The 12,996-nt window shown below is 59.3% G+C and carries 11 protein-coding genes; all 11 read right to left on the reverse strand.

Annotation, left to right across the window (positions count from 1 at the left end; all coding sequences use genetic code 11):
• Positions 1–25 precede the first annotated feature (25 nt).
• The 11 genes from lnt to BUQ81_RS06595 all read right to left on the reverse strand — a co-directional run bounded on the left by lnt (position 26) and on the right by BUQ81_RS06595 (position 12,996).
• Complete coding sequence (gene lnt / locus BUQ81_RS06545) at positions 26–1,573, reverse strand: apolipoprotein N-acyltransferase (protein ID WP_074201594.1); 1,548 nt, start codon at positions 1,571–1,573, stop codon at positions 26–28.
• Entirely contained in the window at positions 1,548–2,414 is an 867-nt protein-coding gene (locus tag BUQ81_RS06550) for an HlyC/CorC family transporter (protein ID WP_074201595.1), read from the reverse strand. The genes lnt and BUQ81_RS06550 overlap by 26 nt, the downstream gene beginning before the upstream one ends.
• 9 nt (positions 2,415–2,423) lie before the next feature.
• Complete coding sequence (gene ybeY / locus BUQ81_RS06555; RefSeq protein WP_074201596.1) at positions 2,424–2,882, reverse strand: rRNA maturation RNase YbeY; 459 nt, start codon at positions 2,880–2,882, stop codon at positions 2,424–2,426.
• Positions 2,879–3,865 (reverse strand): PhoH family protein, encoded by a 987-nt coding sequence (locus tag BUQ81_RS06560; protein ID WP_074201597.1) that lies wholly within the window; start codon positions 3,863–3,865, stop codon positions 2,879–2,881. Before BUQ81_RS06560 ends, ybeY begins: the two co-directional genes overlap by 4 nt.
• Positions 3,862–5,262 (reverse strand): tRNA (N6-isopentenyl adenosine(37)-C2)-methylthiotransferase MiaB, encoded by a 1,401-nt coding sequence (gene miaB / locus BUQ81_RS06565; protein WP_074201822.1) that lies wholly within the window; start codon positions 5,260–5,262, stop codon positions 3,862–3,864. The genes BUQ81_RS06560 and miaB overlap by 4 nt, the downstream gene beginning before the upstream one ends.
• Before the next feature lie 6 nt (positions 5,263–5,268).
• The gene (locus BUQ81_RS06570) at positions 5,269–6,483 is read right to left on the reverse strand and encodes an aspartate kinase (protein WP_074201598.1); all 1,215 of its coding nucleotides are present in this window, start codon (positions 6,481–6,483) and stop codon (positions 5,269–5,271) included.
• A 6-nt stretch (positions 6,484–6,489) separates the two neighbouring features.
• On the reverse strand, positions 6,490–9,090 hold the full coding sequence (alaS, locus tag BUQ81_RS06575; protein ID WP_074201599.1) for an alanine--tRNA ligase: 2,601 nt from the start codon (positions 9,088–9,090) through the stop codon (positions 6,490–6,492).
• 34 nt (positions 9,091–9,124) lie between these two features.
• Positions 9,125–9,577, reverse strand: a complete 453-nt coding sequence (locus tag BUQ81_RS06580; protein WP_074201600.1) for a regulatory protein RecX — start codon at positions 9,575–9,577, stop codon at positions 9,125–9,127.
• A complete protein-coding gene (recA, locus tag BUQ81_RS06585) occupies positions 9,574–10,605 on the reverse strand; it encodes a recombinase RecA (RefSeq protein ID WP_074201823.1) in 1,032 nt (343 codons plus the stop codon). Before recA ends, BUQ81_RS06580 begins: the two co-directional genes overlap by 4 nt.
• 63 nt (positions 10,606–10,668) lie before the next feature.
• Positions 10,669–11,529, reverse strand: coding sequence for an SDR family oxidoreductase (locus BUQ81_RS06590; protein ID WP_074201601.1), 861 nt, complete (start codon positions 11,527–11,529; stop codon positions 10,669–10,671).
• A gap of 180 nt (positions 11,530–11,709) precedes the next feature.
• A complete protein-coding gene (locus tag BUQ81_RS06595; protein WP_234947383.1) occupies positions 11,710–12,996 on the reverse strand; it encodes an OmpP1/FadL family transporter in 1,287 nt (428 codons plus the stop codon).

Genomic DNA, 12,996 nt, shown 5'->3' on the forward strand with positions numbered 1-12,996 from the left:
TCTTATCGACCGATGCAAGAAAAATTTACACGGCTCGCCGCAGGTAACGATCGCCCAGCACCACGCCAAATACCAGCAATAACAGTAGCAAAACCGGCAGCTCCTTCCAGCGTGCAAAGGGCGTCATGCCCTGACGCGGCTGCAGGGTCGCCCGCAAGGCGCCTTGTTTGTACGGTGCCAGTTGCTTGACGATGTGGCCGTTGTGGTCAACCACGGCAGTGTAGCCCGTGTTGGTGGCTCGCGCAAAGGGGCGCCCCAGCTCGATGGCGCGCATCTGCACATCCTGCAGCGCCTGTGCCGGCTCCAGCGTATGCGCAAACCATGCATCGTTGCTCACGGTGATGAAGTAGTCGGCCTGCGGCAACTGCGCCGCCAGTTCATGCCCAAACATGGTCTCGAAACAGATGGCCATGCCGGCATGATGGTCGCCCAGCTTCATGGGCTCGGGCGGAAACGGTCCCGGGCTGAACTGATCGAAGGGAATGTTCCACAGGTCAAACAGCGGCTTGAGCCAGTCCGAAAACGGGTAGTATTCGCCGATCAGCACCAGATGATACTTGCGATACACCTGATACGGATCACTGCCCACATTGATCAGCGCGTTGTAATACCGACGCTTTTCCACGTCCCGCCAGATACTGCCCACCAGAATGGGCTTGTGAATCAGGCGAGCATCGCGGATAAACGTCTTCAATGCGCCCCGCTCTACCAGATCAAAGAAGGCAGGCACGGCCGTCTCGGGCCACACGATCACATCTGCGCCCAGGTTCTCACGCGTCATCTTTATGTAGCGCTTCAGCGTCGGCATGAACTGATCCGGCTGCCACTTTTTGTCCTGGGGAATATTACCCTGCAACAGGGCCACATCCACAGGATCCCCGACTGGCTGCGTCCACTTGATATCCTGCAACAGTCCGCCACCCAGCCAGACCACCGCAAAAATGAACGCTGCGCCCATCCACGCGCCGTTGCGCACCAGCCACACCAGGGCTGCGGCACTGAGAGCAAGCGCCCAACTCACCCCCAGCCCCCCAAAAACCGGTGCATAGCCGTCCAGCCACGTCAGCACATGGCTGGTGCCCATCTGCAGAAAGGGAAAACCGCCGAACAGATGCTGCTTGATGAGCTCACTCAGCACCCATGCTGCAGGAAACAGCGTCAGCAGACTGATGACCGGGAATCGTGGACTGAAGAAAATACGCGCAATCCAGCCCGCCAGCGCCGGAAAGAGGCTCAGATACAGCACCCACAGCGCGACGCTGATCAGCGTCAGCCACAGTGGCGTCTGGCCATATACATACAGGCTGCTATACAGCCAGCTGCTGCCCACCGCATGCAGGCCGAGACCGAACCACAACCCCAGCCGCGCCGCCTGACCCGACGTGTCGGTTTTCAACCATAACCAGAACAGACCTGCCTGCGCCAGCAGCGCCAGTGGCGCAAAAGAAAACGGCGCGAAGGCAAAAGCTGCCATCGCGCCGAACGCGGCTGCTGCAAGCCCCTGGCGATCAGGTCGCAGTGCCGCAGCGAACCACTGAAAGGGGTGTTTAATCGCCTGACGGATCCGCGGCATCCGCTGCCTCGGTGGCTTCATCTTTCACTTTGCGCACAATCATGGTCTGTACGCGACGGCCATCGCTTTTCAGCACTTCAAGCGTCAGACCATCCAGCGCCAACTGTTCGCCCGCTTCCGGGATATGCCCCAGACGCGAGATTACACATCCGCCTATGGTTTCCACACCCGGACATTCATAATGGGTGTCGAAATAGCGGTTAAAGTCCTCCAGTGGCATGGTAGCGTCCACCTCAAAGAAGCCCTTGCGCTTTTTCACCAGCTGGGCCCCTTCATCGTGCTCGTCCTCGATCTCGCCCACGATCTCTTCAAGCACGTCTTCGATGGTGATCAGCCCGGACAATTCGGCATACTCATCCACCACCAGCGCCAGATGGGTACGGCCGGACTTGAACTCCCGCAGCATCACATTCAGCCGCTTGGATTCGGGCACAAACACTGGCTTGCGATACAGCTTGCGCAGCGCCTCATTGTCTTCCAGCTCCCCGGCAATCAGCGCGCGCAGCACGTCCTTGCTCATCAGGATGCCCAACACCTCTGTGCGCTCTTCATTAAGCACCGGATAACGGGAATGACCCTCCTCCACAATCCGCTGCAGGCTTTCCTCCAGCGGCGCTTCATCCTCGATATAGACCATTTTCGAACGGGGAATCATCACGTCGCGCACGCGCAGGTCGCTGACGTACAGGACCCGTTCGATCATGCGCTCCGCGTCCGTCTCAATCAGGCCACGCTTGGCAGCCTCACGCAGAATCTCCAGCAAGTCCTCGCGGGATTCCGGTTCATCGTTAAACAGATGCTTGACCTTATCAAACCAGCTCGATGTCTGTTCAGCGTCCATGTATGTATTTCAAACCTCTTCATACGGGTTGGCAAAACCCAGTTCAGCCAGAATCTCAGTTTCCAGGCGTTCCATTTCCTGCGCCTGGTCAGGTTTTATATGGTCAAACCCCAGCAAATGTAAGGTGCCGTGCACCACCATGTGCGCCCAGTGCGCTGTCAGGGGTTTACCCTGCGCCTCGGCCTCATTCGCCACCACCTCGGCGCAGATGGCCACATCGCCCAGATAGGCATCATCCAGTGCGTCGGCCACATCCTGCGGGATTTCAAAGGGAAACGAGAGCACATTAGTGGGTTGATCCTTGCCGCGATAGGTCGCGTTAAGCGCCTGAATCTCTTCAGGAGATACGATGCGCACAGTCAGATCGCCGCTGCGGCCGGCCCGGCTCAGCGCAGTCTGCGCCCACTGGGTAACCTGCTCCTCTGTAGGCACGGCCTGTGGTTCGATACCCCATTGCAACTCGATCATGGCGTCCCCTCCTCCCGGTTGCGATGTCGGTCCCGTCGATCATAGGCGCGCACGATCTTCTGCACAAGTGGATGACGCACCACATCCTGCGCCTGAAAAAAGGTGAAACCGATGCCATCCACGCCTTCCAATACCTCCAGCACATCGCGCAGGCCGGAGGTCTGATGACGCGGTAGGTCGCACTGGGTAATGTCGCCGGTAATCACCGCCCGGGACCCAAAGCCCAGACGCGTCAGGAACATCTTCATCTGTTCGGTGGTGGTGTTCTGCGCCTCGTCCAGGATGATAAAGGACTCGTTAAGGGTGCGCCCGCGCATGAAGGCCAGCGGCGCCACTTCGATCACATTCTTTTCGATCAGGCGCTCCACCGTGTCAAAGCCCAACATTTCAAACAGGGCGTCGTAGAGGGGGCGTAGATAGGGATCCACCTTCTGAGAGAGGTCACCAGGGAGAAAACCGAGACGCTCCCCTGCCTCCACGGCCGGACGTGTCAGCACGATGCGGCGCACCGCTTCCTTTTCCAGCGCATCCACCGCAGCGGCCACTGCCAGCCATGTCTTGCCCGTGCCGGCCGGCCCCACGCCGAAATTGATGTTGTAGCGGCCGAGATTGTCCAGATACTGCGCCTGATTGGGGTTGCGGGTACGGATCACCTTGCGGCGCAGCTTGAGCAGGCGTTCGCACTCCTGCACTGTCTGCGCCTCGGTGTGGCCGTGCGCCTGCAATGCGAGATGCACCTTCTGCGGATCGAGGGTTTCATTGGCGGCAAGAGCATAAAGATCGCGGATGACCTGCTCTGCACGCACGATGCGGTCGGCCAGACCGGTCACACGAAACTGAAAACCGAGGTGGTTGACCTCCACCCCCAGACGCAGCTCCACCTGTTCCAGGTGTTCGTTGTGATACCCCACCAGATTCTGCAGGCGTTCATTGTCGTGGGGCGTCAGCTCGAAGGCAGCAGTATGCAGCAGATGGTCGCTCATAGGGCGTAATACTGCGGCGCGCGCACGCGATCCGCCTCGGGCGTGTCCACGATTTCACCCCGCAGGGAGTTGGTAAAGGCATCGGTGATTTTCACATCCACGAACTGGCCAATCAGCTCCACGCTGCCGGGGAAATTGACCACGCGGTTGTTTTCGGTGCGCCCGGCCATCTCATGCACGCTCTTGCGCGACGGGCGCTCCACCAGCACGCGCTGCACCGTACCCACCATCGCCTCGCTGAATGCCTGTGTTTGCCGGTTGAGCAGTTCCTGCAGTTCGTAGAGGCGGCGCTTCTTCACTTCCATGGGCACGTCATCGGGCAGGCTCGCCGCCGGTGTGCCGGGACGGGGGCTGTAGATAAAGCTGAAGGAACGGTCATACTGCAGCTCTTCCACCAGTTGCAGCGTCTTGAGATGGTCCTCTTCCGTCTCCCCGGGAAAGCCCACAATAAAGTCGCCGGACAGGCTCAGATGCGGCCGATGCTGGCGAATGCGGCGAATGACAGACTTGTACTCCAGCACCAGATGGTTGCGCTTCATCAGCGCAAGAATGCGATCCGATCCGGACTGAATGGGCAGGTGCAGGTGGGACACCAGTTCCGGCACTTCGGCAAAGGTATCGATAATCGCCTGTGTCATCTCATTGGGGTGCGAGGTGGTAAAGCGGATGCGGTCGATGCCGGGCACCTGCGCCACCGCATGAATTAGCACGGACAGATCGGCAATATCGCCGTCGGCCATCTCCCCTCGGTAGGCGTTCACGTTCTGCCCCAGCAGGTTGATTTCACGCACGCCCTGCGCGGCCAGTGCGCGCACCTCAGCCATCACGTCTTCAAACGGACGACTCACCTCTTCGCCACGGGTGTAGGGCACTACACAGAAGGTGCAGTACTTGGAGCAGCCTTCCATGACGGAGACAAACGCCGTCACCGAGCTGGCTTCGGGCTTGGGCAGGTGATCGAACTTTTCGATTTCAGGGAAGGAAATATCGATGACCGGCGCACGCTGCTCGGACTGCTGCCGTGCCTGCAACGCCTCGCGGATCATCTGCGGCAGGCGATGCAGTGTCTGCGGGCCGAAAATAACGTCCACGTAGGGTGCGCGTTCGCGAATGTGTTCCCCTTCCTGAGAAGCCACGCAGCCACCCACGCCAATGATGCGGTTGGACTTTTCGGCCTTCCACTGCTTCCACTTGCCCAGCTCGTCGAACACCTTTTCCTGCGCCTTTTCGCGCACCGAGCAGGTATTGAGCAGCAGCACATCCGCCGCGTCAGGCGTGTCTACCTGCTCGAGGCCAAAGGTGTTTTTCAGCAGCGCAGCCATCTTCTCCGAGTCGTACTCGTTCATCTGACAGCCATAGGTCTTGATCAGCACGCCGCCGTCGAAAGGAGCCTTCATGCTCACTTATCGCTCCAACTCAAAGGCATCGTGCAGCGCCTGCACGGCTTCTTCCAAATATTTTTCTTCGATGATCACCGAGATCTTGATCTCGGTAGTGCCGATCATCTGAATATTGATGCCACGCTCCGCCAGCACCTCAAACATGCGCGCCGCGATACCTGCATGGGACTTCATGCCAATCCCCACCAGCGACACCTTGACGATGCCGTCGTCGGCGAGCACTTCACGCGCACCCAGCTTTTCCGCCTGACGCTTGAGGATCTCCAATGCGGCCGGGCAGTCGTTGCGGTGCACGGTAAAGGTAAAGTCTGTGGTGCCGTCCACGCCCTGGTTCTGAATGATCATGTCGATATCGATGTTGGCGTCGGAGATGGGACCCACAATCTGATAGGCCACACCCGGCTTGTCCGGCACGCCCAGAATCATCAGCTTGGCTTCGTCGCGGTTGAATGCAATTCCGGAAATCAGCGGTTTTTCCATTACTTTGTCCTCGGAGGTAATCAGGGTGCCGCCACCCTCTTTCATGGAGCTGAGCACACGCAGCGGCACGCGGTATTTGCTGGCAAACTCCACCGAACGGATCTGCAGCACTTTAGCGCCCAGACTGGCCAGTTCCAGCATTTCATCGTAGGTGATCACATCCAGACGGCGCGCGTTGGGCACCACGCGCGGATCGGTGGTATAGACGCCGTCCACGTCGGTGTAGATCTGACACTCGTCCGCCTTCAGCGCGGCGGCCAGCGCCACGGCGGTGGTATCCGATCCCCCACGCCCCAGCGTAGTGATCTCGTTGTTGAGCGTCACGCCCTGAAAACCGGCCACCACCACGATCTTGCCGGCGTTCAGCTCGCTGCGCAGCTTGTCGTCGTTGATCTTTTCGATACGTGCCTTGGTGTGCACATTGTTGGTCAGAATGGGTACCTGCCAGCCCGTGTAGGACACGGCCGGGTAACCGCGCTGCATCAGCGCCATGCTCAGCAGCGCAATGGTGACCTGCTCACCGGTGGAGAGCAGCACGTCCATTTCGCGCGGATTGGGGCGCGGCTGAATTTCCTGCGCCATGGCGGTCAGGCGGTTGGTTTCACCGCTCATGGCGGAGACCACAACCACCACCTGATGACCCTCATCCACCGTCCTGATGACCTTGTCGGCCACGTTCTGAATGCGTTCCACCGAGCCCACAGACGTGCCGCCGTACTTTTGAACAATCAGTGCCATTGTCGCTTATCCATTCCTTTCTTCGACCCAGCGTGCCACAGAGGCCAGCGCTGCGTCCAGGTTTTCAGGCTGGCTGCCGCCGGCCTGTGCCATATCGGGGCGGCCGCCGCCCTTGCCGCCCACCTGCTGGGCCACAAAGTTGACCAGCTCACCGGCCTTGAACCGCTTCGTCAGCGGTTTGCTTACGCCGGCCACCAGTGCCACCTTGCTGTCTTTGGCGCCACCGAGAACGATGACGGCATTGTCCAGTTTCTGCTTGAGCTGATCCATCAGTTCGCGCAGCACCTTGCCGTCCGCGCCATCCACCCTGGCGGCCAGCACCTGCACATCGCCCACCTGCTGTGCCTGGCTCACCAGTTCGCTGCCCTGGGCGGCGGCCATTTTGGCCTGCAACTGCTCCACCTGCTTCTCCAGCTGCTTGAGCTGCTGGGCGATTTGCTCGGCACGCTCGGGCAGCTGCTCCGGCCGCTTCGCCTTCAGCGTCTCTGCGGCACGATTGAGGGCGTCCTCGCGGCTGTATATCCAGTCCCACGCACCGGTACCGGTGATGGCTTCCACACGGCGCACGCCAGCAGCGACGCCGCCTTCGGAGACAATGCGGAACGGCCCGATATCACCGGTGCGGCACACGTGCGTGCCACCGCACAGCTCGATGGAATAGTCGCCCATATCCACCACGCGCACCACATCGCCATATTTTTCGCCAAACAGGGCCATGGCACCTTTTTCTCGCGCCGCATCAAGGCTCATCTCCTCGGTGACGACGGGCACGTTTTCCATGATCTTTTCGTTCACTTCCCGCTCAATGGCGCGCAGGGTTTCCGGTGCGATGGGCTCAAAGTGGGAAAAGTCAAAACGCAGACGCTCCGGCGTGACCAGGGAGCCCTTTTGCGCCACATGCTCGCCCAGATGATTGCGCAGGGCCGCATGCAGCAGATGCGTGGCCGAGTGGTTACGTTCGGCAGCACGACGGCGGGCCACATCCACCTGTGCGTGTACTGATTGGCCTTCGCGCAGGCTGCCGGCAGTGACGCGCCCGACATGCAGCCATAGCTTGCCCTGCTTCTGCGTATCTGCCACATGGAAGCTGTTCATGCCCTCGGTGAGGGAACCGGTGTCGCCCACCTGACCACCCGACTCGGCGTAGAACGGCGTCCGGTCGAGTATGACCATGCCCTCTTCGCCTTCCTTGAGCTCGGGCACCCGTTCATCATCCCTGTAGAGCGCCAGCACGGTGGCATCCGCCGCATCCTGCTGGTAGCCGACGAATTCGGTCTCGCCCTCGAAGTCGATCTTTTTGCTCATGTCCACCTTGAAGCTGCCAGCCTTGCGAGCGCGTTCGCGCTGCTTGCGCATTTCCGCCTCAAAGCCGGCCTCATCGATTTTCAGGCCGCGCTCGCGGGCCACATCGGCGGTGAGATCCACCGGAAAACCATAGGTGTCGTACAGCTTGAAGACCACATCACCCGCAATGGTGTCACCGGACAGCTCAGCCATGGCCGCCTCCAGCAGCTTCATGCCGTTTTCCAACGTCTCGGCAAAGCGCTCTTCTTCCTGGCGCAGCACCTTTTCCACCTGCGGCGCGGCGGCCTTCAGTTCCGGATAGGCATCGCCCATCTGTTCCACCAGCGGCTGCACCAGCATGTGGAAGAACGGCTGCTTCTGTCCCAGCTTGTAGCCGTGGCGAATGGCGCGGCGGATAATGCGGCGCAGCACATAGCCCCGCCCCTCGTTGGAGGGCAGCACGCCATCGGTAATGATGAAGCTGGTGGAGCGGATATGGTCCGCGATCACCTTCAGCGAACTGCTGTTGCGGTCCTGCGCACCGGTCACCTGCTGGGCGGCATCAATGAGCGCCTGGAACAGGTCGATGTCGTAGTTGGAGTGCACGCCCTGCATCACCGCCGCCAGACGCTCCAGCCCCATGCCGGTATCCACGGACGGCTTGGGCAGAGGGGTCAGCGTGCCGTCGGCATCGCGGTTGAACTGCATGAACACCAGGTTCCAAATTTCGATGTAGCGGTCGCCGTCCTCCTCCGGTGACCCCGGCGGCCCGCCCGGCACTTCGGGCCCGTGATCGTAGAAGATCTCGGAGCAGGGGCCGCACGGACCGGTATCACCCATGGACCAGAAGTTGTCCTTCTCGCCGCAGCGGCTGAAGCGCTGCGGCGACACCCCGATTTCATTCAGCCAGATGTCCGCCGCCTCGTCATCCTCGTGGAAGACGGTGACCCACAGCTTCTCTTCGGGAATGCCGAGACGCTGAGTAAGAAATTCCCATGCATAGCGGATGGCTTCGCGCTTGAAATAGTCGCCGAAGCTGAAGTTGCCCAGCATTTCAAAAAAGGTATGGTGGCGCGCGGTATAACCGACGTTTTCCAGATCGTTGTGCTTGCCGCCGGCACGAATGCAGCGCTGCACCGAACAGGCACGCGTGTAGGGACGCTGCTCCAGCCCCAGAAACACATCCTTGAACTGCACCATGCCTGCGTTGGTAAACAGCAGGGTAGGGTCATTGGCCGGCACCACCGGCGACGAATGCACCGCCTTATGGCCGTTTTCCACGAAATAGTCGATAAACGCCTTGCGCAACTGCGCGGTGGACATTTTATTCATTGCACTTCCACAATCTTGAGAGAATTCATTCAAAAGCCGCCCAGCACTGCTGCGCCGTAAAGCCACGTCCCTGCAGGAAACGCAGCCGCCGCGCCACCTCCTTGCGGTCTGCGGGCTTTTCGGCGCCGCCGAATTTCTTGATCAGCGCTTCACGCGCCGTCTCCACCCACACCTCATCGGGGAGCGCCAGCGCCTCATCCAACCGCCACGGCTCTTCAAAACGCTCCGCCAGCTTGTGGCGGATCTTCATCGGCCCATCACCGCGTGCCAGATAACTGTTGACCGCACTTTCTGCAAAGCGCTGCTCATCGAGCCAGCCGCGCTCGACCAGGGCCTGCAGCAACGCATCCAGCGCTTCAGGAGAAACCTCCACAAAACGATGGGCCAGCTTGCCACGCAGCTCGCGGATGCCGTGCTCGCGCTGCGCCAGCAACTCAACCGCTTTCTGTTCCAGCTGCGGGGGCCAGTCCGCACTCATTCTTCGGCAGTGTCACCCGCTGATTCGGCTTCACGGGCGTTGGGCAACAACCTGGCGCGCAGCTGCTGTTCGATCTCCTCAGCCACTTCCGGGTGTTCCTTCAACCACAAGCGCACATTTTCCTTGCCTTGACCGATCTTCTGGCCGTTGTAGCTGTACCAGGCACCCGCCTTCTCGATCAGTTTGTGCTCCACGCCCATGTCGATGATTTCGCCAAGGCGTGAGATGCCTTCGCCATAAAGGATGTCGAAACGGACTTCCTTGAACGGCGGCGCCAGCTTGTTCTTGACCACCTTGACCTTGGTCTCGTTGCCGATAATCTCGTCCTTGTTCTTCAGCGCACCCACGCGGCGGATGTCCAGACGCACCGAGCTGTAGAACTTGAGCGCGTTGCCGCCGGTCGTGGTTTCCGGGTTGCCGAACATCACGCCGATCTTCATGCGGATCTGGTTGATAAAGATCACCAGCGTATTGGTGCGCTTGATATTGGCGGTCAGCTTGCGCAGCGCCTGGCTCATTAGGCGCGCCTGCAGACCCACGTGAGCATCCCCCATGTCGCCTTCGATTTCCGCCTTGGGCGTGAGGGCCGCCACGGAGTCCACCACCACGATATCCACCGCGCCGGAGCGCACCAGCATGTCGGCGATTTCCAGCGCCTGCTCGCCCGTATCGGGCTGGGAGACCAGCAGATTGTCGATATCCACGCCCAGCTTTTCGGCATAGGTGGGATCCAGCGCGTGCTCGGCATCGATAAAGGCCGCCGTGCCGCCGGCTTTCTGAGCCTCGGCGATGGCGTGCAGCGTCAGCGTGGTCTTGCCGGATGACTCGGGGCCGTAAATTTCCACAATACGCCCCCTGGGCAGCCCACCAATGCCCAGCGCAATATCCAGCCCCAGCGAACCGGTGGAGATGGTTTCGATATCGTGACCGATGGGGTTGTCGCCCATACGCATGACCGAGCCCTTGCCATACTGGCGCTCGATCTGTCCAAGCGCCGCCATCAGGGCCTTTTTACGCTGCTCATCCATCGCCATTCCGCTGCACTCCGTTAATTTCCGTGAACCGGTTATTATGACACAAAACACAATGACTTACAGCAGGCCCGCCTGCTCCATCTCTTCCAGCAGCGCACTGTAGCCCTCGCGCCAGGTGGGGTATTTGAACTCGAACCCCGTGGCCCGGATACGCGCATTGCAGATGCGCTTGTTGCCCCGCTGCTGGCGTGCCGTTTCCGATGGCTCGCGGTGTTCCGGCAGCGGAAGCGCCAGCTGTTCTGCGAGCCACTCATACACTTCGCACAGCTCCACCGGCTCGCTGTCCACGCCCACATATAGCTCGGCCGGATTTTCCAGATTGCGGATGTGCGCCAGCAGCCGCGCCGCATCTTCCACGTGGATGCGGTTACTGTACACACCTTCCATGCAGGTAGCCTTGCCGGCCCGCACCAAATCGATCAGGTGGGTACGCCCCGGCCCGTAGATGCCACCAAAGCGGACGATGGTATAAGGAAAGCCGCTTTCCCGAACCAGCTCTTCGCCTTCAAGCAGCGTGCGCGAGGCAAAGTTGCGCCCCTCAACCGGTGAGTCTTCATCCACCCACTCACCTTCGTTCTGGGCAAAAACCGACGTGCTGGAGCTGAAAACATAGCGCTTCACCGACTGCCCGTCCAACAGCTTGAGCAGGTTGCGCTGTCCGGCCACATAGGCACGGTAGTAGGCGATGTCATTGTGCTTGTCCGCCGACACCAGATAAAACACATGCCCGATGCCGTCGGGCAGCCGCATCTTCTCTTCGCAGTCGCTACACGCCAGGTCACCCTGAATACCCTGCACGCCCTCCGGCAGATTTTCGATATTGCGGCGGATGGCAAACACCTCGTCGCCCTGCGCCAGCAGTTCGTGCGCCAGACGACAGCCCACATCCCCGCATCCTGCAATCAGTACCCTTGCCATGTAGTGCTTCTCTTGCTGATGGAAACCGCGAAAAGTATGCCGCAGAGCGCGACCGCGCAAGTGTAAATTTCACGCAAATGTGACGCAGCCTGCATCTGTGGCGCTTTTGCAACACCCCTAAAACGACAAAACCGCCCGAAGGCGGTTTTGCAAATCAGTGCTTCTGAATGCTAAACGCGATCAGAACTCATAACGCAGGGATACTGTGTAGCCGAGCTGCGAGTGCTTGGTTTTCAGATCAATGGCAACTGGCTGATTATTTAATGGATTTCCATCATTAGCATTAGCAAAACCCAACGCACTTACAGTATCCGACACTTCAGGCGCATAGGTGATCGCCGCATCCACAGTCATCTTGCTGCTGACCTTATAACCACCGCCCAGCGTGAAGTGGTTTTCCACGGTCGCCGGGAAGAACAGGTAATTAAACATGTTAAGCGTTGCACCCGCAGCAGACGCTGTTCCTGGGGTTAAGAAGCCCGCTGCACTATTCTTTTTAATCGGATTGGAGCCATGATTGAACCCTGCACCCAACCAGTAGCCCGCACCGGTATATTTAACACCCAGCGCAACGACAGACTGATCTTCCCAGCCAAACTCCTTGTAGCCTTTGGCATCACCCCACTTGATGTTCTTGTAGTCAACAGTCGCCATCCACGGACCCGTCGTGTAGGCAATACCTGCACCCAATACGGCGGGCTGCTCCAGTTTGTCACTCATGGCCGATGGGAACAGACCAAAGTTCACAAAGGGTTGTGACGCTGTAGAGAGCTGCCCTTTATAGGTCATGGTAATAGGTGAATCATAAGATACACCCAGCGTCAGGTTGTCATTCAGATCAAACGCGGCCCCCAGAATAAAGCCCAGACCAAAGTCCTGATCCATGCCGCTGCCAACGTTATACTCCTGGCTACCATCAGCGCTATCATCAGCGTTCATCTTGTAGTTGATATCCAATGCACCGTACTGCAACACCACGCCACCGCCCAGCGACAAACCATTTCCCACATTAAAAGCGATAGACGGTACAAATTTCATCAGCTGCAGCGTAGATCGCGCCTGCATCAAATAAGCTTCACCGCTGTGATCCACACCCATGCCGGCGGAACCGAACATACCGATACCCCACGCCCATTGACCGCCATCCGGGTTCACGATGGAGATCTCAGGGATCACGTTGGTATCCGCCTTACTGGTGTGGTCATAGTTCATTGCCGGATAGCCGGTGTTTACACTTGGCTTAAACAGAGTGCCGCCAAAGGAAATTTCGGTTTTTTTGGCTTTTACCAGCAGCGCCGGGTTGGTCAGGGCATTTTCAGAGCCATAGAATGCGGCCGTACCGGTGCCACCCAGCGCACGGGACTGGGCACCCAGACCGATCAGCGCGTCACCATTGGTTGCGAAAGCCGGTGTGGCCGCCATGGCTGCGGCAGAAATCGCCAGAGCAAGTGTTGTCTTTTTCATCAT

It is taken from the genome of Sulfurivirga caldicuralii (assembly GCF_900141795.1).
GTDB classification, from domain to species: domain Bacteria; phylum Pseudomonadota; class Gammaproteobacteria; order Thiomicrospirales; family Thiomicrospiraceae; genus Sulfurivirga; species Sulfurivirga caldicuralii.

Bases quoted from the DNA above. Each gene is read 5' to 3' on its own strand.
- lnt (WP_074201594.1), bottom strand. From the start codon at position 1,573: ATGCCGCGGATCCGTCAGGCGATTAAACACCCCTTTCAGTGGTTCGCT.
- BUQ81_RS06550 (WP_074201595.1), bottom strand. From the start codon at position 2,414: ATGGACGCTGAACAGACATCGAGCTGGTTTGATAAGGTCAAGCATCTG.
- ybeY (WP_074201596.1), bottom strand. From the start codon at position 2,882: ATGATCGAGTTGCAATGGGGTATCGAACCACAGGCCGTGCCTACAGAG.
- BUQ81_RS06560 (WP_074201597.1), bottom strand. From the start codon at position 3,865: ATGAGCGACCATCTGCTGCATACTGCTGCCTTCGAGCTGACGCCCCAC.
- miaB (WP_074201822.1), bottom strand. From the start codon at position 5,262: ATGAAGGCTCCTTTCGACGGCGGCGTGCTGATCAAGACCTATGGCTGT.
- BUQ81_RS06570 (WP_074201598.1), bottom strand. From the start codon at position 6,483: ATGGCACTGATTGTTCAAAAGTACGGCGGCACGTCTGTGGGCTCGGTG.
- alaS (WP_074201599.1), bottom strand. From the start codon at position 9,090: ATGTCCACCGCGCAGTTGCGCAAGGCGTTTATCGACTATTTCGTGGAA.
- BUQ81_RS06580 (WP_074201600.1), bottom strand. From the start codon at position 9,577: ATGAGTGCGGACTGGCCCCCGCAGCTGGAACAGAAAGCGGTTGAGTTG.
- recA (WP_074201823.1), bottom strand. From the start codon at position 10,605: ATGGATGAGCAGCGTAAAAAGGCCCTGATGGCGGCGCTTGGACAGATC.
- BUQ81_RS06590 (WP_074201601.1), bottom strand. From the start codon at position 11,529: ATGGCAAGGGTACTGATTGCAGGATGCGGGGATGTGGGCTGTCGTCTG.
- BUQ81_RS06595 (WP_234947383.1), bottom strand. From the start codon at position 12,996: ATGATGAAAAAGACAACACTTGCTCTGGCGATTTCTGCCGCAGCCATG.